Source organism: Glycomyces sp. NPDC049804 (genome assembly GCF_040674615.1).
In the GTDB taxonomy this organism is placed as follows: domain Bacteria; phylum Actinomycetota; class Actinomycetes; order Mycobacteriales; family Micromonosporaceae; genus Glycomyces; species Glycomyces niveus.
In genome coordinates this window covers 224,158-242,710 of sequence record NZ_JBFAMQ010000001.1, presented here as the reverse complement: position 1 = coordinate 242,710, position 18,553 = coordinate 224,158, and the positions used below count along the sequence as shown (strand labels likewise).

The 18,553-nt window shown below is 69.1% G+C and carries 19 protein-coding genes and 1 pseudogene; 4 read left to right on the top strand and 16 right to left on the bottom strand.

All coding sequences use genetic code 11. The features are described from left to right. Positions 1 to 64 precede the first annotated feature (64 nt). From AB0K52_RS01120 to AB0K52_RS01045, 16 genes and pseudogenes are all read right to left on the bottom strand, one after another. Positions 65 to 1,138: a cytochrome d ubiquinol oxidase subunit II gene (locus AB0K52_RS01120; protein ID WP_363525019.1), complete on the bottom strand. Its 1,074-nt coding sequence runs from the start codon at positions 1,136 to 1,138 to the stop codon at positions 65 to 67. Further along, positions 1,138 to 2,619 carry a cytochrome ubiquinol oxidase subunit I gene (locus tag AB0K52_RS01115; protein WP_363524375.1) on the bottom strand — a complete coding sequence of 494 codons (1,482 nt, stop codon included), beginning with the start codon at positions 2,617 to 2,619 and terminating at the stop codon, positions 1,138 to 1,140. The genes AB0K52_RS01120 and AB0K52_RS01115 overlap by 1 nt, the downstream gene beginning before the upstream one ends. 253 nt (positions 2,620 to 2,872) lie before the next feature. After that, positions 2,873 to 3,922, bottom strand: a complete 1,050-nt coding sequence (locus AB0K52_RS01110; protein ID WP_363524372.1) for a glycerophosphodiester phosphodiesterase family protein — start codon at positions 3,920 to 3,922, stop codon at positions 2,873 to 2,875. 78 nt (positions 3,923 to 4,000) lie between these two features. After that, positions 4,001 to 4,381 (bottom strand): group 1 truncated hemoglobin, encoded by a 381-nt coding sequence (locus AB0K52_RS01105; RefSeq protein ID WP_363524370.1) that lies wholly within the window; start codon positions 4,379 to 4,381, stop codon positions 4,001 to 4,003. Between the two features lie 308 nt (positions 4,382 to 4,689). Beyond that, positions 4,690 to 6,744, bottom strand: a complete 2,055-nt coding sequence (locus AB0K52_RS01100; RefSeq protein ID WP_363524367.1) for an HNH endonuclease — start codon at positions 6,742 to 6,744, stop codon at positions 4,690 to 4,692. Between the two features lie 490 nt (positions 6,745 to 7,234). Further along, entirely contained in the window at positions 7,235 to 8,059 is an 825-nt protein-coding gene (gene truA / locus AB0K52_RS01095; RefSeq protein ID WP_363524365.1) for a tRNA pseudouridine(38-40) synthase TruA, read from the bottom strand. A 76-nt stretch (positions 8,060 to 8,135) separates the two neighbouring features. Next, positions 8,136 to 8,483, bottom strand: a pseudogene (gene rplQ, locus AB0K52_RS01090) (50S ribosomal protein L17); the annotation flags it as partial. 68 nt (positions 8,484 to 8,551) lie between these two features. Next, a complete protein-coding gene (locus AB0K52_RS01085) occupies positions 8,552 to 9,598 on the bottom strand; it encodes a DNA-directed RNA polymerase subunit alpha (protein ID WP_208495377.1) in 1,047 nt (348 codons plus the stop codon). A gap of 85 nt (positions 9,599 to 9,683) precedes the next feature. Beyond that, positions 9,684 to 10,082, bottom strand: coding sequence for a 30S ribosomal protein S11 (gene rpsK / locus AB0K52_RS01080; protein WP_091053358.1), 399 nt, complete (start codon positions 10,080 to 10,082; stop codon positions 9,684 to 9,686). A gap of 11 nt (positions 10,083 to 10,093) precedes the next feature. Further along, a complete protein-coding gene (gene rpsM / locus AB0K52_RS01075; protein ID WP_208495378.1) occupies positions 10,094 to 10,468 on the bottom strand; it encodes a 30S ribosomal protein S13 in 375 nt (124 codons plus the stop codon). A gap of 170 nt (positions 10,469 to 10,638) precedes the next feature. Beyond that, positions 10,639 to 10,755: a 50S ribosomal protein L36 gene (gene rpmJ / locus AB0K52_RS01070; RefSeq protein WP_081913453.1), complete on the bottom strand. Its 117-nt coding sequence runs from the start codon at positions 10,753 to 10,755 to the stop codon at positions 10,639 to 10,641. 27 nt (positions 10,756 to 10,782) lie between these two features. Further along, positions 10,783 to 11,004 carry a translation initiation factor IF-1 gene (gene infA / locus AB0K52_RS01065; protein ID WP_026929479.1) on the bottom strand — a complete coding sequence of 74 codons (222 nt, stop codon included), beginning with the start codon at positions 11,002 to 11,004 and terminating at the stop codon, positions 10,783 to 10,785. A 324-nt stretch (positions 11,005 to 11,328) separates the two neighbouring features. Next, a complete protein-coding gene (rpsD, locus tag AB0K52_RS01060) occupies positions 11,329 to 11,973 on the bottom strand; it encodes a 30S ribosomal protein S4 (RefSeq protein ID WP_363524359.1) in 645 nt (214 codons plus the stop codon). A 157-nt stretch (positions 11,974 to 12,130) separates the two neighbouring features. Beyond that, positions 12,131 to 13,192, bottom strand: coding sequence for a D-alanine--D-alanine ligase family protein (locus AB0K52_RS01055; RefSeq protein ID WP_363524356.1), 1,062 nt, complete (start codon positions 13,190 to 13,192; stop codon positions 12,131 to 12,133). Further along, positions 13,189 to 14,190 carry an NAD(P)H-dependent glycerol-3-phosphate dehydrogenase gene (locus tag AB0K52_RS01050; protein ID WP_363524354.1) on the bottom strand — a complete coding sequence of 334 codons (1,002 nt, stop codon included), beginning with the start codon at positions 14,188 to 14,190 and terminating at the stop codon, positions 13,189 to 13,191. The genes AB0K52_RS01055 and AB0K52_RS01050 overlap by 4 nt, the downstream gene beginning before the upstream one ends. A gap of 11 nt (positions 14,191 to 14,201) precedes the next feature. Continuing rightward, the gene (locus AB0K52_RS01045) at positions 14,202 to 14,972 is read right to left on the bottom strand and encodes a lysophospholipid acyltransferase family protein (RefSeq protein ID WP_363524351.1); all 771 of its coding nucleotides are present in this window, start codon (positions 14,970 to 14,972) and stop codon (positions 14,202 to 14,204) included. A 335-nt stretch (positions 14,973 to 15,307) separates the two neighbouring features. Between AB0K52_RS01045 and AB0K52_RS01040 the strand changes: the two genes are divergently transcribed. The 4 genes from AB0K52_RS01040 (at position 15,308) to AB0K52_RS01025 (ending at position 18,437) form a co-directional block, all read left to right on the top strand. Then, positions 15,308 to 15,535 (top strand): hypothetical protein, encoded by a 228-nt coding sequence (locus AB0K52_RS01040; protein ID WP_208495383.1) that lies wholly within the window; start codon positions 15,308 to 15,310, stop codon positions 15,533 to 15,535. A gap of 71 nt (positions 15,536 to 15,606) precedes the next feature. Continuing rightward, positions 15,607 to 15,819 carry a cold-shock protein gene (locus tag AB0K52_RS01035; RefSeq protein WP_363524348.1) on the top strand — a complete coding sequence of 71 codons (213 nt, stop codon included), beginning with the start codon at positions 15,607 to 15,609 and terminating at the stop codon, positions 15,817 to 15,819. Between the two features lie 74 nt (positions 15,820 to 15,893). Further along, a complete protein-coding gene (locus tag AB0K52_RS01030) occupies positions 15,894 to 16,811 on the top strand; it encodes an NUDIX hydrolase (protein WP_363524345.1) in 918 nt (305 codons plus the stop codon). A 342-nt stretch (positions 16,812 to 17,153) separates the two neighbouring features. Further along, a complete protein-coding gene (locus tag AB0K52_RS01025) occupies positions 17,154 to 18,437 on the top strand; it encodes a D-arabinono-1,4-lactone oxidase (RefSeq protein ID WP_363524342.1) in 1,284 nt (427 codons plus the stop codon). Positions 18,438 to 18,553: the final 116 nt, after the last annotated feature.

The window sequence follows — 18,553 nt, the reverse complement described above, 5'->3', positions numbered from 1 at the left end:
AGGGCCGGGCGCTGGCGCCCGGCCCTCCTCCATCCACCGCGAGTGCGAAGTCCTCCCGCAGCGGTCAGCTCCCCAGCCGACCGCTCCAATGCGAGGCGCCGCTGCCGGCCCCCTCGCCCGCTTGGACGCCGCCGCGCGCCTCCCCGTTCCATTCGGGCGACTGCGTCAGATAGAACAGGTACGCCAGCGCGGGGCCGACGATCACCGCCGCGATGCCCACGGCCACCAGCAGCCCCTGCAACGTCGCGGTCGCGCCCGCGCCTTCGGCGATGCTCACCTGGTCGACGAGCACCCACGGGTACTGCCCGATCCCCCACCCGGCCATGACCGCCGCGACCGCGACCACCGCGCTCAGCCGCGCCGGGCCGAAGCGCCCCCGCCACAAGAGGACCAGCGTCGCGATGCCGCCGAGCGCCGAGAGGGCCATCACCGGCGCGGCGCGGCCGGTCAGGCCGTCCCAGAACGTCGGCGCGTCGTGCTCGATCGGGATGAGCCCGGCGAAGACGACGATCCCGGTGCCGAGACCGACCACGAGGGACCTGATGCGGAGCCGCGCGGCCAGCGCCGTCTCGCCGCGCCGGGCCGCGTCGGCGGTCAGGAACGTCGCGGCGAGGAACGCGCAGGTGCCGACCGAGATGACCCCGGTGAACAGCGCCGTCGGGTTGATCCACGACGACCACGGGTCGCCGTCGCCGCCGGCCGGGACCCGGCCCGAGGCGAGGGCGCCGACGATGGTGCCGAGGAAGAACGGCGCGAGCACCGAGGAGGTCGCGAAGACGACCCCGAAGAGCTTGGCCTGCCACAGGGTCTCGCTGTACTTGCGGAACGCGAAGCTCGCGCCGCGCAGGACGATGCCGACCAGGGCGAGCACGAACGGCACGTAGAGGGTGGTCATCGCGGCGGCGAACGACTCGGGGAACCCGGTCCACCACATGACCATCACGTAGATGAGCCAGACGTGGTTGGCCTCCCAGACGGGGCCGATGCTGTGGTCGATGAGCGTCCGCAGCGGGGCGCCGCGGCGGGCGCCGCCCGCGGTGAGGTCGTGGAAGCCCGAGCCGAAGTCCGCGCCGCCGAAGAGGGCGTAGGCGACGACGCCGGCGAAGAGCGCGGCGGCGACGGCGAATTCGAGGGTCATCATTTCGCGGCCTCCCGCTCGGCGCCGGCGTTCTCGGCGGTGCAGTCCTTCTCGTCGGCGCAGTCGCGGATCTCGGCCGGCCCGTCCGCGGCGAGCAGCTTCGGCCCGTAGGGGCTCGGCAGGTCGGCGGCGCCTTCGCGCCAGCGGCGGGCCATGGAGCGGAGGATGGCGATCGCGGCGACCGTCATGCCGCCGTAGAGGAGCACCGAGCCGCCGTAGACGAGCCAGAGCCCGCCCGCGTGGTCGGCCGCGGCCTCAGGCGTGCGCATGACGCCGTAGACGATCCACGGCTGCCGCCCGACCTCGGTGGCGATCCACCCGGCTTCCATCGCGGTGACCGCGAGGAGGCCCGAGACCGCCATGAACCGCAGGAACCACCGGTTCCTGAGCAGGTCGACCTTGCGCCAGCGCAGGAACCAGTACAGCGCGACGGTGGCCAGGAGCAGGAAGCCGATGCCGACCATCGCCTGGAACGAGTAGTGCGCGAAGTTGACCGGCGGCTCGTCCTCTTCGGGGAACTGGTCGAGCCCCGGCACGGGTTCGGTGAAGGAGTTGAGCGCGGCGACCGAGCTGAGGTAGGGGATCTCGATGGCCCATTTGACTTCGCCGTCGATGTAGACGCCTCCGATGGTGAGCGGCGTGGCGCCGTCGGCGGTCTCGTCGGCGAACTCGAACGCGGCGAGTTTCGCGGGCTGGCGCTCGGCCAGGTCGTGGCCGAGGAAGTGCCCGGCGAAGGGCTGGGCGAGGGCGGCGATGGTCGCGAACGCGAACGGCACCATGAACCCGAGCCGGTGGTAGCGGTCGCGGCGGCCCTTGAGCATGCCCGCGGCGTAGACGGCGGCGATGGAGAAGCCCGCGACCATGTACGCGGCGAGCCACATGTGGGCGAAGGCGAGGAACGCGTGCTGGTTGAACAGCACCGCCCACGGCTCGATGTTCACGACCTCGCCGCCCGCGATGTCGAAGCCCGTGGGGGCGTTCATCCAGGCGTTCACCGCGAGCACGCAGTAGGTGCCGATGACGCCGGTGATCGCCATGGGCAGCACCATGAGCAGGTGCAGTCTCGGGGGCATCTTGCCCCAGCCGTATAGGTAGATGCCGAGGAAGATCGCCTCGAGGAAGAACGCGAGGCCTTCGAAGGCGAAGGGGAGGCCGAGCACGTCGCCGAAGGTGCCCATGAGGCCGGGCCACAGGAGGCCCATCTCGAAGCTGAGCACGGTGCCGGAGACGGCGCCGATCGCGAAGAGCACGGCGGAGGCCTTGCCCCAGCGCTTGGCGAGGTTGAGCGCGACCGGGTCGTTCTTGCGGATGCCGCGCAGGTGCATCACGAAGATGATGGCGGGGAAGGCGACCCCGAAGCAGGCCAGGATGATGTGCCATCCGAGGGACAGCGCCATCTGCTGGCGCGCGGGCATGAGGCCCGCGGGGTCGGCGGCGGCGACCACATCGGACGCCTGGGCGAGGAGCTGGGTTGCATCCATGCCTTGAAGCTACGGCGCCGGCATCCCGGAAGCACGTTCTTGTGAATGCTTTCACAAGGCCTCGGAAGGTGAGATCGAACGTGTTCAAAAACGTCAAGACCAGCGAATACGCACCCGGACCTCGGCATCCGGCCGAGCGGCTAGGACGCCGAGGCCGCAGCGCTCAATTTTCTCCGGACGGGCTCCGCAGGCGTCGCGGCGCGCCGCCCGGACCGAGCGGCGCCGCGCCGCGCGGTCCCTCAGGCATCGGCCGCTACCGCTCGCAGTACCGCTTCGGCAGCCGGAGGCCGTGGTCGCGCATGACCTCCCGGAGCACGTCCGGGTAGTCGGTGATGATGCCGTCCACGCCGTCGTCGATGAGCTTGCGCATCGTCGCCTCGTCGTCGACCGTCCACGGTACGACCTCGATCCCGTACTCGTGGGCGTGGTCGACCATCGCCTCGGTCACGTACGGCACGTAGTCCGGGTCGGTGACCTTCCCGTTCTGCGGCGTGCCGTGCACCGGCGAGAACGCGTCCGCGCCGAACGAGTCGACCGCCGCGACCGGGTCGCCCCCGAAGTCGTCGATGTCGAGGCCGCCCAGCCAAGGCGACGCCCCGGCCTGCCCGGTCTGCAGGAACGAGATGTTCGTCAGCGCCACGATCGGCAGCTCCGGCGCGGTCTCGCGCATGAGCATCAGCGCGCCCCAGTCGAAGCTCTGGATCGTCACCTGCCGCCCGATCCGCGCCTCGCGGATGTCCGCGACCACGGTCTCGACGAACGCCTCCCGCGGCGCGGTCTCGTGCGGCGCACCGGCCTCGACCTTCGTCTCGATGTTGAGCTTCACCCCGCGCGCGCGGTACTCGCGCACCAGGTCGAACACCTCGCTCAGCAGCGGCATCGGCTCGCCCGGGTGCGTCTGCTGGTCCGGGTGCGCGGCCTGCGCGAGGCTGCCGCAGTCGAGCGTTCGCACCTGCTCGAGCGTCAGGTCCTTGACGTACTTCCCGACATACGGGTACTCCGGGTCGCCCTCGGACGCGGGCGCGGTGTCGAGGCACTTCGCGCCGCTCACCCGCCGGTCGTGCGTGACGACCGCGAAGCCGTCCTCGGTGATCTGCACGTCCAGCTCGAGCGTGCTCACCCCGAGCTCGAGCGCGTTCGCGAAGGCGGGCAGCGTGCTCTCCACGACGAGCCCGAGCCCGCCGCGATGGGCCTGCAGGTCGAAGTCGCGCTGGGGCCGGGCTTCGGCGGGGCTGGGCACGGCGATGAACAGCGCCGTCGCGGCGACGGCCGCCACGGCGCCGGCGGTGAGGTAGCGTCTCATGCCACTCAGGGTGGCGGCGGCGCGTGACCTGTCGGTGAACGCCGCCCGAGCGGTACAGGTCCGACCGGTGCACACCGGTCAGCCGGTGACGATGTCCCCCTTGAGCGGGGCGAGCCGACCGGCGATGGCGCCTATCGTGTCGCCGTCCACCCCCGCTTCGGCGAGCGACGCCGCGAGGTGTTCCACAACGCGGTCGAAGTCGGCGGCGGTGATGTCGAGGCCCTCGTGGGCGCTCGCCATCGAGCGGCCGCTGTAGGGCCGAGTGCCGCCGAGCGCCTGCGCGACGAATCGGGCCTGGTGCCGCTTGAGCCGGTCCATGTCGACCGCGGTGAAGTAGCCCGCGAGCAGTTCGTCGCCGAGGACCTTGCCGTAGAAGATCTCCACGACCGCCTCGACGGCGGCGTCCCCGCCGATCTGCTCGAAGATCGTGGTGGTGCTTTCGGCTGGTGTGTCGGTCATACCCTCGATGCTCGACATCGGCCGCTTCCATGCGATAGCGGTTCGATTGGATCGCCGTAACTTGCGTCTCCACAACTCCGATGGCGACAAATGCGATGTCGGAAACGCACTGTTCACATCACGACTCCTGAACCTTCTCCCGCGCAGCCGATCCGGGCCTACCTCCCAGTCTTCCCTGCCTCGTCTGGACCCCGAGACTCCGATGTGCGATTGGCCATTGAGGCCTGGGGCAAGCGGACAGCGACGGCGATTCGGGGTGTACCTCGGACGACGCTCCGGCAGCCAGGTCCGATTCGGATGCAGTGCAGTCAGGCAGGTCGCATTCCTCTCGGGGCGGCTGCAGGCCTTGTAGCTCGTCTGGTCCACGCTGCAATCGGGCGGCGACGACGGTGTGGCGGCGGGGATCGGTCTCTCTCCGTCTTCCTGTCCGATCCTGCCGAGGTTCGGACGGACAGCGACAAGGGGGTCTGATCGCGTTGGGACGGTGCTCGGTTCTCCGGCCGGGGTGGGTGGCCGTTCAAGCGGGCAGCGACAACAAGGTCCCATTGCGCTCGGGCCACACCTCGGCTCCCAGGCTGGATCGGGTTGCGGTTCAATCGGGCAGCGACAACGAGGTGCCATTGCCTTTGGGCCGCACCTCGGCTCTCCGGTGGAAGGTCCCTGCGGTTCAATCGGGCAGCGACAACGAGGTGCCATTGCCTTTGGGTCGGTGCTCGGCTCTCCGCTTGGAATGGGTTGCGGTTCAGGCGGCAGCGACAGGAAGGTGTGTGGCGGGGCGGGATTCCGGCTCTGGGCATGCGGAGGGGCCCGAACCCATGCGGGTCGGGCTGCGCTGATTGGTGTTTGCTGCGCTTTCCCCCCAGCAGTCGCCCGCTGGGGCAGCCTAAGACTGGCACTGGTGCGGATGCCCTGAACTTCTCTCGGCATTTGGCCTTGGCCGCCTTGATAGCCGCCAGGCATCGATCTCTCTCGATGGCTTCGGCGAGGGCATCCAGATCGGGCTTCATGGCCTCGGACCATTCGGTCCGGTAGAGGCCGGTCGGGAACACCTCCCATTCGGTGCCCTCGTTCTCGGCATCCATGTCGGCATCGGTGCGCCAGTCAGAGCAGCCGCAGCCTTCACTGTCGTTACCGCCCTGACCGTCGTGGCCTTCGTGGTGGGTGATGACCGCCTGACCGGGGCCGGTCTTCCCCACTCTCCAACCCGGGGTGTGGATGCGGCCGTGATGGAACCGGCACAGCAGGATCAGGTTCTCAGCGACCGTCGGCCCGCCGTCAGCCCAATGCTGGATGTGGTGGGCCTCGGTCCACGCCACCGGCCGGTCGCAGCCCTGCCAAGCGCAGCCTTCCGGTTGTTCCAGTTCGAGCTTGCGGCGCAGGGCGGCATTGGGCAGGCGCAGGGCCCGGCCCAGCTCGACCGCTTCGCCGGTCTGGTAGTTGAAGACCGAGGGGATGACCCCGGCCTCGCAGACCAGCAGCCGGGCTCGCGCGACCGAGATGGGTTGGCCTTCGAGGAGGGGCAGGCGGCCGGTGTCCTTGCCTTGCAGGGTCTCGATGTCCACGGTCAGGTCGAGGGTGGCGGTGTGGCCGTGGCGGGTGGCGGCCCGGGGTGAGGAGCCGTACCCGGCGAGGAGCTGGTGGAAGGCCTCGGCGTGCCGGTTCGCTTGGGCGGGAAGGAGGCCTTCCTCTTCCTGGTCTTCCTGGCGGGGTGGCGGGCAGGCAGTCTGCAGGTACTTGTCGAGCAGACGCCCGGTCGCCTCGCACAGCTGGCCTTCCAGGGCCCACATGCCGTTGGCCTGCGGGGTCAGCTCGAGGCGCTGCATCGACTGCTCGCCCAGCTCATCGAACAGCTCGGACTCCTCGGCGATCGAGGCCCAGAGCTCATCGAGGTGACGGCGCAGCTCGGTGAAGGTGGCGTGTGCGCAGTACTGGGCGACTATCGCCTCAGGAGTCGCGCACACCACCGAGGCATCGAAAGGGGAGGGGGCCGGGGTCTGGAAGGGGGTGCGGGCGAACAGGCGCATGGCCGGGGTCTGCTCGAGCTGGCGGACGGCATAGGCGACCTGATCGATCCTCGCCGCTCCGGACACCGCCGCCTGGGCCAGGAGGCGGAACTTCCCCGACAGGCGGGCGATGGCCGCGATGTCAGCGGCCGTGCGGTTGTGGAAGTCGAACTGGGAGACCAGCAGATCGCGCAGGGCCGAGAACCCGAACACCGAGCGGTGCAGACCCTGCTCCTTCATCTCGATCACGGCGGCGAGGACCTGGGCGTGCTGGGCGTTGATCAAAGAGGCGGCGTCATCGAGAGCGGAGCGGATGGCGGCTGCGCGTCTGGAGCCCGGGGTGTGGGTGCAGCTGCTCATCGGGGGCTCGCCTCCTTCCACCGTTCTCGAATGGTCTAACTGTTTTCGCTTGCGTGTTCGTACTTCAATGATGACAGGCGCGGGGTGGTGGTGTCATCACTCAATGGGGTGATTTATCCATGAGGGACACTCGCGTTGCGCGCGGACCGACTGCGGTGCAGGGTGATCCGGGCGCGGCGCGCTGCCTGGCGGCCGCACTGCACACCCGCGCCTCCCTCAGACCTCGTTGTCGCTGCCCGATTGAACCGCGTCCCAGTCAGGGCTGACAGCCGGAAGAGTGCCCCAATGTGGTGCTGCCTCGTTGTCGCTGCCCGATTGAACCGCATCCAAATCAGGGCCGGAGTCCGGAATAGTGCCCCAATGTGGTGCTGCCTCGTTGTCGCTGCCCGATTGAACCTCAACGGCATCAGCCCGGGCGGCCGCAGTCTCTCCAGCAGCTGCCGAACCTGCGCTCAGGGGAAGCAGAGCAGTCCGATTCCCGGCTCAATCGCTACAACGTGCGGACCCGGCGCGTCAGGTCCACGCGCGCTTGCCAGTCCTTCGGGTCCTCCGAGTACGAGACCTCGAGCAGGGTCAGACCGTGCGGGCCGACGACATGGACGTCGTTGGCGCGCTCGCCGTGGGTGAGGATCGCCGCCAGCCAGTCCTCGTCGCGACGGCCGTCGCCCACCGCGAGGGCCGCGCCCACGAGGCTGCGAACCATCGAGTGGCAGAACGCGTCCGCGCGCACCGTCGCGACCGCCACGCCGTCCTCGTCCCGAGCCCAGTCGTACTGCTGCAGTTCACGGATCGTCGTCGCGCCCTCGCGCTGCTTGCAGAAGCCCACGAAATCGTGCTCGCCGATGAGGCGCTGGCACGCCGCGTGCATCCGCTCCACGTCGATCGGCCGCTGCCAGGCCAGGGTGTCCAAGCGCCGCAAGGGGTTCACGCCCCAGGTCGCGTCGGCGACCCGGTACCGGTACCGCCGCCACTGCGCCGCGAAGCGCGCGTTGAACGAGGGGTCGACGGCCTCGACCGAGGTCGCCCGCACATCGGCCGGGAGGATACCGCGCAGCCGCCACAGCAGCTTCTCCCCCACGGCCTCCCACTTCGCGGTCGGCACGTCCACATGCACGACCTGGCCCGTCGCGTGGACGCCCGCGTCGGTCCGCCCGGCCACGGTGAAGTCGGCGATCTCGCCGAACAGCAGCTCCAGGGCGCGGATGACCTCCGAGGCGACCGTCCGCAGCCCCGGCTGCAGCGCCCAGCCCGAGAACGCGGCCCCGTCGTAGGCGACGCCGAGCCGCAGCCGCGTCCTGTCCACAACCTCGTCCACAGCGATGTCCTCCCGGATAAAGCGAACCGCGCGCAGAGCATCGCCCTGCGCGCGGTTCGACCGACTCTGCTTAGTCGACCAGCTCGATGATCGCCATCGGAGCGTTGTCGCCCTTGCGGTTCCCGGCCTTGATGATCCGGGTGTAGCCGCCCTCGCGGTTCGCGAAGCGGGGCGCGACCTGCTCGAACAGGTCGTGCGTGGCGTCCTTGTTGCGCAGCTTGGCCAGCGCCAGACGGCGGTGGTGCAGCGTGCCCTTCTTGCCGTACGTGATGAGACGCTCGGCGTAGGGGCGCAGGCGGCGGGCCTTGGTCACCGTGGTGGTGATGCTGCCGTGCTCGAACAGGGAGGCCGCGAGGCCCGAGAGCATGAGCTTCTCGTGCGCCGGCGAACCGCCCAGACGCGGGCCCTTGGTGGGCTTAGGCATTTCTAACTCCAATTGCGTTGTCGCGGCCGGCCGTCTTACGGAACCGACCGCCAGAAAAATCGAGCGGTTTAGAGCTCTTCGGTCTCGCGGAGATCTTCACCGTCTTCTTCGTACTCGTCGTGTTCGGCGACCGGCGACCCGCCGTAGGCCACAGCGGCCTCGCTCGGGTCGAAGGTGCCGGGCGAGTCCTTCAGGCTCAGGCCCATGCCGGCGAGCTTCATCTTGACCTCGTCGATCGACTTCTGCCCGAAATTCCTTATATCGAGCAGGTCGGCCTCGGTGCGGTTGATGAGTTCGCCAACGGTGTTGACGCCCTCGCGCTTGAGGCAGTTGTAGGACCGGACGGTCATGTCCAGGTCCTCGATCGGCAGGGCCAGATCGGCGGCGAGCTGCTGGTCGGCCGGGCTGGGCCCGACGTCGATGCCCTCGGCCTCGGTGTCGAGCTCGCGGTACAGGCCGAACAGCTCCACCAGGGTGGAGCCGGCCGACGCCAGCGCGGTGCGCGGCGTGGTGGACGGCTTGCTCTCGACGTCGACGGTGAGCTTGTCGAAGTCGGTGCGCTGCTCGACGCGGGTCGCGTCGACGGAGTAGGCCACCTTGAGCACGGGCGAGTAGATCGAGTCGACCGGGATGCGGCCGATCTCGTTGGTCTCGCCCTTGTTGGCCGGGGACGAGACGTAGCCCCGGCCGCGCTCCACCACGAACTCCATGTCGATGCGGCCCTTCGAGTTCAGGGTCGCGAGCTTGAGTTCGGGGTTGTGGACCTGCACGCCGGCGGGCGGCTGGATGTCCCCGGCGAGGACCTCGCCCGGGCCTTCCTTGCGCAGGTACATGGTGGCCGGCTCGTCGTTCTCCGAGGAGACGCAGATCTGCTTGACGTTCAGCACCAGTTCGACGACGTCTTCTTTCACGCCGGGAATGGTGGAGAACTCGTGCAGGACGCCGTCGATCTTGATCGACGTGACCGCTGCGCCCGGGATGGACGACAGCAGCGTGCGCCGCAGCGAGTTGCCGAGCGTGTAGCCGAAACCGGGCTCCAGGGGTTCGATGGTGAACTTGGAGCGGGTCGGGCTGATCTGCTGCTCGGTAAGCGTGGGCCGCTGAGTGATAAGCACTTTTCGGTGTTTCCTTTGTTCGGGGCGCCCGCTATTTGACGCCTAGACACATGGATCTCGGTGACGTTCTCCGCTGAAGCGGCCGTTAGACGCGGCGGCGCTTCGGGGGACGGCAGCCGTTGTGGGGCTGCGGGGTGACGTCGTTGATCGAGCCGACCTCGAGGCCGACGGCCTGGAGGGAGCGGATCGCGGTCTCGCGGCCCGAGCCCGGGCCCTTGACGTAGACGTCGACCTTGCGCATGCCGTTGTCCATCGCACGGCGGGCGGCGGCCTCGGCGGCCATCTGCGCGGCGTACGGGGTGGACTTGCGCGAGCCCTTGAATCCGACCTGGCCCGAGGAGGCCCAGGAGATCACGGCACCGGTCGGGTCGGTGATCGACACGATGGTGTTGTTGAAGGTGCTCTTGATGTGGGCGTGCCCGTGGGGCACGTTCTTCTTCTTGGCGCGCGGGTTCTTGGAACCGCCGCGAGTCTTAGGTGGCATCAGCTGGTCTCCTAACGTGCCTTCTTCTTGCCCGCGACGGTCTTCTTCGGACCCTTGCGAGTACGGGCGTTGGTCTTGGTCCGCTGACCGTGGACCGGAAGGCCGTAGCGGTGACGGAGACCCTGGTAGCAGTTGATCTCGATCTTGCGGCGAATGTCCGCCTGCACCTCGCGGCGCAGGTCACCTTCGACCTGGTAGTGCTCTTCGATGTGGTCGCGGAGCTGCACCAGTTCTTCGTCGGTGAGGTCCTTGACGCGCTTGTCGCGGTCGAGGCCGGTCGCCGCGATCGTCTCAAGCGAGCGCGTGCGGCCGATGCCGAAAATGTAGGTGAGTGCGATCTCCAGGCGCTTGTCGCGCGGGAGGTCGACTCCAACCAGGCGTGCCATACAGGCGTACTCCTAGTGTTGTCGGAGGTCTGACCACTGCCTTCTCGCCGGGGTTCTGATTCCCCTGCCCTGATGGGCGATGCGAGCCCCGGCCTCCGAGCCGAGGGTTGTGCTGGCGCACTGGCGGCGGTTTCCCCTACTGGGGCCTTTCATTGCTGGCGTTGTGCTGCTTAGCCCTGACGCTGCTTGTGACGCGGGTCGGACGAGCAGATAACCATCACTCGTCCGTGCCTGCGGATCACGCGGCAGTTCTTGCAGATCACTTTGACGCTCGGCTTGACTTTCACGAGTCCTACTTACGTGTAGTCGTCAGGTCAGCGGTAGCGGTAGACAATCCGCCCGCGCGACAGGTCGTACGGCGAGAGCTCCACCACGACCCGGTCCTCGGGGAGGATTCGGATGTAGTTCTGGCGCATCTTGCCACTGATGTGGGCGAGTACCTTGTGGCCGTTGGTGAGCTCCACCCGGAACATAGCGTTCGGGAGGGACTCGACGACCTTGCCCTCAATCTCGATGGCACCGTCTTTTTTCGGCATGTCCTCCGCTACCGTGACAACTCGGTCTGAAAACCCCGCACCTATGACAGGTCGGAGCTACTGGCACGCCGACCCTGGGTCGGGTCGGCATTGGAATGGCGCGGCGCTTCGCCAACGGCGTCCGAGTACACGGCGACACCCGGAGCGCATGGCTACCCACATGGGGACGCACTGCACCACTGAGCGAGTCTACTCGCGTCCCAATACCGCCTACCAGGGGGTTGACCGTGACGGAGGGCACTGGACAGAGAGCGGAGCGCCGCCCGGAGACCCGGGCGGCACTCACCGCTCGGCTGAGCTTCAGCCGAGTGAGACTCGCGTGCGTTACTTCGAGTAGTACTCGACGATGAGCTGCTCGTCGCAGATCACGGGGATCTGCTTGCGCTCGGGCACCGAGAGGAAGCGGGCGATCAGGCCTTCGAGGTGGGCCTCGATGTAAGCCGGAGTCGTCTCGCCCGCCCAGGCGCCGGCGGCGGCCAGCTGGAACGGCGTGGTCTCGCGGGACTTCTTGCGAACCTGCACGAAGTCGCCGGCCTTGAGCCGGTAGGACGCGATGTCGACCTTGCGGCCGTTCACGGTGAAGTGGCCGTGGTTGACGAACTGGCGCGCCTGGTAGATGGTGCGCGCGAACCCGGCGCGGAGCACGAAGGCGTCCAGGCGGGACTCGAGCAGGCCGACCAGGACCTCACCGGTCTTGCCGGGCTTGCGCACGGCCTCGGCGTAGGTGTTCCGCAGCTGACGCTCAGAGATGTTGTACTGGGCGCGCAGACGCTGCTTCTCGACGAGCTGGTTCTTGTAGTCCGATTCCTTCTTGCGGCCGCGGCCGTGCTGCCCCGGAGGGTAGGGACGGCGCTCCATGTACTTGGCGGCCTTCGGCGTCAGAGCGATGCCGAGGGATCGGGAAAGCTTGACTTTCGCCTTAGCTTGCAATGATCTCTCCAGTAATTCATGCGTTGCCTCGAACGACATACGAGGCATCATACGTCCCTGACCAGCAGAAACGCGTGAGTGTAGCGCGCTCAGGGATGCACCTGGAGACTGTTGTTCGAGAACACAGCCAGGGCCTGGCGCGCACACGGGTGTACGGTGGCCGGCTCCAGCGAGCCGGAGATGGCCGGAGTCCAGGTTACGCGGCCTCTTTGCCGCCGCCCACCCGGGCTGCGGCAAGAGTGACCAGGCGCTCCACGAGCTCGCCGTACGAGATGCCGTAGGCGGCGAAGGCCTGCGGCACGCCGCTCATCGGCGTCATGCCCGGCATGGTGTTCACCTCGTTGAGGTACACCACACCGTCCTCGCCGAGGAAGCAGTCGACGCGGGCGAGGTCGCGGCAGTCCAGGAGCCGGAAGACCTTGCGGGCGAGGGCCTGGGCCTGCTCGGCCACGCCCTCGGGGTAGTCGGGGCGGAGGTTGAACGGCTCGGGGTTGTCGAGGTACTTGGCGTCGAAGTCGAACCAGCCGTCTTCACCCATGGCGAGCACTTCGAGCGGGAAGGTGATCTCGAGGTCGCCGTCCAGGGTCTCGACGACGCCCATCTCGATCTCGCGGGCGTTCTGGAAGGCCGCTTCGAAGACGACCTTGTCGTCGACCTCGCGGGCCTTCGCCACCGCTTCGGCGAGTTCGGCGCCCGAGTTGACCTTGCTGATGCCGAGGCTCGAGCCGGCGCGCGCGGGCTTGACGAAGATCGGGAGGCCGAGCCTGCCGATGACCGCTTCGGCGTCGAGCTCCTCGCCGGGCTTGAGGACGTCGAACGCGCCCTGCGGGACGCCTTCGGCCGCGAGGAGCCGCTTGCTGAACTCCTTGTCCATGCACAGTGAGCTGGAGAGCACGCCGGAGCCGACGTACGGCGTCCCGGCCATCTCGAACAGGCCCTGGATGGTGCCGTCCTCGCCGAAGGGGCCGTGCAGGACCGGGAAGAGGACGTCGGCGACCGGCTGCGCGCCGGGGCCGAGGTCGATCGCGACGGCCTTGCCCGCTTCGGCGGTCACTTCGGGGAGGGCGTCGGGAGCGTCGATCGCGAACGCGACGTCGGGCGAGAGCTCGACCCATTCGCCGCTGCGGGTGATGCCGATGGTGGTGACGTCGAAACCCCTGTCGCGCAGCGCCTTGGCCACACCGGAGCCGGATGCGCAGGAGACGGGCTGTTCCACGCTGCGCCCGCCGAAGAACACGGCGACGGTCGGTTTAGTCATTTGTCGGACCTCAAACTGTCGGTTTCGGGTTTGGTCTCGCGTCCCATGAGTTCGGCGACCGCGGCTCTGGGGTCGAGTCCCTCGTGGCAGACCCGCTCCACGGCGTCGCAGATCGGCATCTCCACGCCCACTTTGCGGGCGAGGTCGGTGATGGAACGGCAGCTCTTGACGCCCTCGGCGGTCTGCTTGGTGACGCGCGCGGCCTCTTCGAGGGTCGCGCCGAGCCCCAGCTGCTCGCCGAAGGTGTGGTTGCGCGACAGCGGGGACGAGCAGGTCGCGACCAGGTCGCCGAGGCCGGCGAGCCCGGCGAACGTGGTCGGGTCCGCGCCCAGCCGCGTGCCGAGGCGGGTGGTCTCGGCCAGGCCCCGGGTGATGATCGTGGCCTTCGTGTTGTCGCCCATGCCCATGCCCGCGGCCATGCCGTAGGCGAGGGCGATGACGTTCTTGACCGCGCCGCCGAGCTCGCAGCCGACCACGTCGGTGTTCGTGTACGGGCGGAAGTAGGAGGTGGTGACGGCCTTCTGCACGTCGACGGCCCGGCCGTGGTCGATGCACGCGACGACGGAGGCCGTGGGCTGCTGCTCGGCGATCTCGCGCGCGAGGTTCGGGCCCGACAGGACCGCGATGCGCGACTGGTGCGCCCCGGTGACCTCGGCGATGACCTCGGTCATGCGCATCGTGGTGCCGAGCTCGATGCCCTTCATGAGGCTCAGGAGGGTCGCGACCGGCTCGAGGTGCTCGGCCCACGCCGCGAGGTTGCCGCGCAGGGTCTGGCTCGGCACGGACAGGACCACGAGGTCGGCCCCGCGCAGCGCCTCGGCCGCGTCGGCGGTGGCGCTCACCAGGCCCGGCAGCTCGATGTCCGGGAAGTAGTCCGGGTTGCGGTGCTCGGCGTTGATCGCCTCGGCGACCTCGGCCCGCCTGGCCCACACCGTGACCGGTGTGCCCGCGTCGGCGAGGATCTTGGCGAACACGGTCCCCCAGGAACCGGCCCCCATGACGGCTGCTCTCACTCGGAAGACCCGCTTTCTTCAGTTCGCTGCTGCCGGGGGTCGAACAGAGGGGGTGCTTCCTGGCCGCGGATCTCGGCGAGGCCCGCGCGCAGGTCCTCCATGATCCGGTCGGTCACCTCGACGAGGTCGTCCCGCGTGGGTTCCTTGTCCCGCCAAGGGGAGAGGTCGACCGGCGGGAGCGCCCGGACGGTGACGGGCTTGCGGCCGAGCTTGAACTTGGGGTCGCGCTTGCGGTCGTGGATGCCGAGGGCGCCCCACTGCACGATCGGGATCACGGGCGCGCCGGACTCGAGGGCGAGGCGGGCGACGCCGGTCTTGCCGCGCATGGGCCAGCGGTCGGGCTCCTTCGTGACCGTGCCTTCGGGAGCCATGATCACCACGTGCCCCTGGGCGAGCTGGTCTTCGAGGATGCGGAGCGAGTCGGCGGCCTCGGCGCTGCCGCGCTTGACCGGGATCTGCCCGGCGCGCTTGAGGATCGCGCCGACGACCGGGACGCGGACGATCGACTCCTTGAGCAGGAACCGCGGGTGGCGTCCGGCGTTGTACACGTAGTGGACGACGAGGATCGGGTCGATGTCCGAGTAGTGGTTCCACACCAGGATCGCGGGGCCCTTGAGCGGGATGTGCTCCATGCCGGACCAGGACCGCTTGCTGAGCCCCAGGATCGCGCCCTTGACGATGTTGGCGTAGACGCGGACGTCGGGCGACAGGGCGTCACCCCCGCGGCGGCGGAAGGTGTACTGCGCCTCGGGCCTCGGCTCGGTCACCTGTGGGCTCGCTTTCTCGGGGAGGGCTCGGCCGCATGGGCTCGGCCTGTGCCGTCGTGTACGGGATCGTCAGTGCATTGCACTCTAACGCCCGCGCCACGCCCTTCAGGCGACGGTAAGCAAAGCGTGGGGTTTGACTCCCCGCCGCGGGGCGGCCCGCTACGTCGCGTGAACCCCCAGGTACGCGCCGCGCCGAGCGGTGCGCGCGGACCGGTCCCGGCGGTACCCGAGGGTTGCGCCGGACCCGCTATGATGTCATCATAGAGTCACAATGACATCTACCCTGCCGACCGGACGGGCCGGCTCGGATTTCGACTCGACTCGGAGTGAGTGACATGAACTGGCGTCTCTTCGGCTGGCTCGCGGCCCTGTTCGGCGGCGCGGTCCTCGCGGTCATCATCGTGGTGAACGTGATCCAATTCGTGCTCGGGGCGATCGGCGGCATCCTCGCCTTCATCTTCAACTTCGCCCTCTTCATCGCCATCGTCGGCGGCGTCGTCTGGCTCGGCCTCAAGGCCAAGAAGGCCCTCGGCGGCCGCAACAACCCCCAGATCCGGAAGTAGTCCCGGAAAAGCGGCACCGCCGGAAGCGGCAGCGCCTGGAATTCAGGGCCCGCATGGGCCAAGCTGGGACCATGCAGGGCACCGTCTCCAACTTCAACGAGGACGCCTCCGGCGAGGTCGTCCTCGACAGTCCTCCCGAACTGAGCGGCCGCCGCGTCGGTTTCGACGCGGCGGCCTTCGCCGTCTCCGGCCTGCGGTTCCTCCGCGTCGGCCAGCGCGTCGACCTCGACACCGACGCCGAGGGGCGCGTCGTCGCCGTCCGGATCCCCACGATGCGCTCCTAGACGCGGCGGGCCGCGTTACCCCGCGCGAGTGGCACACTTCCCGCGATTGGGTGAGTCCCAGTACCGTATGAAGCGTGAGTGTGGAACAGGACACTGTCGGGAACGGGGCGCCGCAGAGGCAGATCGCCGCCGCTGGCGGCCTGTTGTGGCGCAACGGCGAGCGCGGCCTCGTGGAAGTGATCGCCGTGTGGCGGCCCAAGGTCGGGAACTGGTCGCTGCCGAAGGGCAAGCTCGACCCCGGCGAGCACCCGCTCACGGCGGCGTGCCGGGAGGTCGAGGAGGAGACCGGGATCCCGGTCATCCCGCAGATGCGGCTGTGCCGGGCCTCGTACGTGCTGCCCAATCCCGCGGGCGACGTGCTGAAGTACGTCGACTACTGGTCGATGCGCACGGAGAAGCCGGATGCGGCCTTCACCGCGGACGAGGAGATCGGCGAGCGGCGCTGGATCACCCTCGCCGAGGCGCGGGAGGCGCTGACGCGGCCGCGGGACCAGCAGGTGCTCAAGGCGTTCGCGGCGCTGCCGGCGGTGACCGCGACGGTGATCCTGGTGGCTCCGGCGGAGGCCGAGCAGGACTGGGACGGGCCGGAGGTGGCCCGGCCGCTGAGTCGGCGCGGCCAGGACCAGGCGGTGCGGGTGGCGGCGCTCGCGGCGCTGTACCAGCCGGACCGGGCGTTCAGCGCGACCGGGCGGGCGAGCGTGCAGACGGTGGAGCCGATCGCGCAGGCGGTGCGGTGCCGCCTCAGCGGGGACTCGGCGTTCGACACCGAAGCGCACGAACGCAACCCTGAGCGCTCGGGCAACCGCCTCCGTGAACTCGCGGGCGGCGGCGGCGCGGCGATCGTCTGCGCCGAGCCGGAAGTCGTGAGCGACACGGTCGCGATCCTCGCCGACGAAGACGGGGTGGAGACCCCTGACGTCTCGACGAGGCCGGGCGAGGCATGGGTGCTGTCCCTGTCAGGCCAGAAGCTCGTGGGCGTGGAGCGCCTCTAGGAGGCCGGTTCGCGGGCACGGGGAGAGCCGCTGAGGGCCGTGTTTCGGGCCCCCGGTCAATAACCCTGGCACGGGGGTATGACATTTCGCCGCTGGCGGTGACGGCCGTCATGACACGGTCGGGCTTGTCGTACCCGTGCGGGAGGGTGATCGCATTGCTTCGGTCGGGTGCAGGCGGATGCGGGCGGGAAGGGGCATGCCCTATGCCCGTGACCGCGTCTTTCCCGTCCCTCGGGCGGCTCTCGCTCCTCTCACTGCGTTCGCGGTACCGTTGGCCGCCTCATTGCACCGTGCGCGCCGCAGCCCGCCCTGCGGGGCGCACTGACTAGGAGGAATGCCGCCGTGCCGGACGAAGCCCCCACCGCCCTGCAGAACTGGGCCGGGAACATCGCCTTCTCCCCCAGCCGCTTCGAGGCCCCCGCCACGCTCGACGAGGCGCGCAAGGCCGTCGCGGCCGCGCCGCGCCTGCGCGTGCTGGGCTCGGGCCACTCGTTCAACGCGATCGCGGCCTCCGACGCGACGATGATCTCCCTCGCGGGCATCGAGCCCGAGGTGAACGTCAACGCCCTGGCGGGCACGGTCCGCGCCTCGGGCTGGATCACGTACGCCGCGTTGAGCGACGCCGTGCACCGCGCCGGCTACGCGCTGCACAACATGGCGTCCCTGCCGCACATCTCCGTCGCCGGGTCCATCGCGACCGGCACGCACGGTTCGGGCGACCGCAACGGGAACCTCGCGACCGCCGTGGCCGCCGTCGAGTTCATCGGCCCCGACGGGGAGCTGCGCACGGTCGCGCGCGGCGACGCGGACTTCCCCGGTTCCGTGGTCCACCTGGGCGCATTGGGCGTCGTGCACGCGGTGACCCTGGACCTCCTGCCGGGCTTCGAGATGCGCCAGTACGTCTACGACGGCCTCGCGTTCGACCGGGCCGTGGCGCACTTCGACGAGCTCACCTCGTCGGCGTACAGCACGAGCCTGTTCACCGCGTGGGGCGCGGCGCCGGTGTTCCAGTACTGGGTCAAGCAGCGCACCGCCGACCAGACCCACCCGTTCCCGCAGGCGAACTGGTTCGGGGCGCCGCTGGCGGACGGGAAGCGGCACCCGGTGCCGGGCGTCGACCCGGAGGCGTGCACGGTGCAGCAGGGCCAGACCGGCCCGTGGCACGAGCGCCTGCCGCACTTCAAGCCCGAGTTCACGCCCAGCGCGGGCGACGAGCTGCAGTCGGAGTTCCTGATCGACCGGGCGGACGCGCCCGCGGCGCTGGAGGCGCTGGCGGGGATCGGGGAGGCGCTCGGTTCGGTCGTGCAGATCTGCGAGGTGCGCACGATGGCGGCGGACGACCTGTGGCTCTCTCCCGCATTCGGGCGCGACACTGTGGGCCTGCATTTCACTTGGGTGAGTGACTTCTCGGCGGTCGCTCCGGTGATGGCGGCGGCGGAGGCGGCTTTGGAACCGTTCTCACCGCGGCCGCATTGGGGCAAATTGTTTTCGATACCAATGAGTGATGTCCGCTCGCGTTATCCGCGAATGGGCGACTGGGAGAAACTTCGCGCTCGTGTCGATCCAGAGGGGAAGTTCGCCAATGACTTCTCGGACGCAGTCGCGGGCGGTGCCGCGAACGAGTGAAGCGTGCCGTCCGAGGCGCCCTTCCGTGTAAAGCAGCGAGGGCATTCAGGTGGCTCCTGAATGCCCTCTTCCCCGTGCGAGTCGGACGGGGGCCTCACCGTGCCCCGAACCGGTTC

What these genes read in the sequence shown, in the direction of transcription:
- AB0K52_RS01120 (WP_363525019.1), bottom strand. Translation starts at nt 1,138, where the DNA reads ATGACCCTCGAATTCGCCGTCGCCGCCGCGCTCTTCGCCGGCGTCGTC.
- AB0K52_RS01115 (WP_363524375.1), bottom strand. Translation starts at nt 2,619, where the DNA reads ATGGATGCAACCCAGCTCCTCGCCCAGGCGTCCGATGTGGTCGCCGCC.
- AB0K52_RS01110 (WP_363524372.1), bottom strand. Translation starts at nt 3,922, where the DNA reads ATGAGACGCTACCTCACCGCCGGCGCCGTGGCGGCCGTCGCCGCGACG.
- AB0K52_RS01105 (WP_363524370.1), bottom strand. Translation starts at nt 4,381, where the DNA reads ATGACCGACACACCAGCCGAAAGCACCACCACGATCTTCGAGCAGATC.
- AB0K52_RS01100 (WP_363524367.1), bottom strand. Translation starts at nt 6,744, where the DNA reads ATGAGCAGCTGCACCCACACCCCGGGCTCCAGACGCGCAGCCGCCATC.
- rpsK (WP_091053358.1), bottom strand. Translation starts at nt 10,082, where the DNA reads ATGCCACCTAAGACTCGCGGCGGTTCCAAGAACCCGCGCGCCAAGAAG.
- rpsM (WP_208495378.1), bottom strand. Translation starts at nt 10,468, where the DNA reads ATGGCACGCCTGGTTGGAGTCGACCTCCCGCGCGACAAGCGCCTGGAG.
- infA (WP_026929479.1), bottom strand. Translation starts at nt 11,004, where the DNA reads ATGCCGAAAAAAGACGGTGCCATCGAGATTGAGGGCAAGGTCGTCGAG.
- rpsD (WP_363524359.1), bottom strand. Translation starts at nt 11,973, where the DNA reads ATGTCGTTCGAGGCAACGCATGAATTACTGGAGAGATCATTGCAAGCT.
- AB0K52_RS01055 (WP_363524356.1), bottom strand. Translation starts at nt 13,192, where the DNA reads ATGACTAAACCGACCGTCGCCGTGTTCTTCGGCGGGCGCAGCGTGGAA.
- AB0K52_RS01050 (WP_363524354.1), bottom strand. Translation starts at nt 14,190, where the DNA reads ATGGGGGCCGGTTCCTGGGGGACCGTGTTCGCCAAGATCCTCGCCGAC.
- AB0K52_RS01040 (WP_208495383.1), top strand. Translation starts at nt 15,308, where the DNA reads ATGAACTGGCGTCTCTTCGGCTGGCTCGCGGCCCTGTTCGGCGGCGCG.
- AB0K52_RS01035 (WP_363524348.1), top strand. Translation starts at nt 15,607, where the DNA reads ATGCAGGGCACCGTCTCCAACTTCAACGAGGACGCCTCCGGCGAGGTC.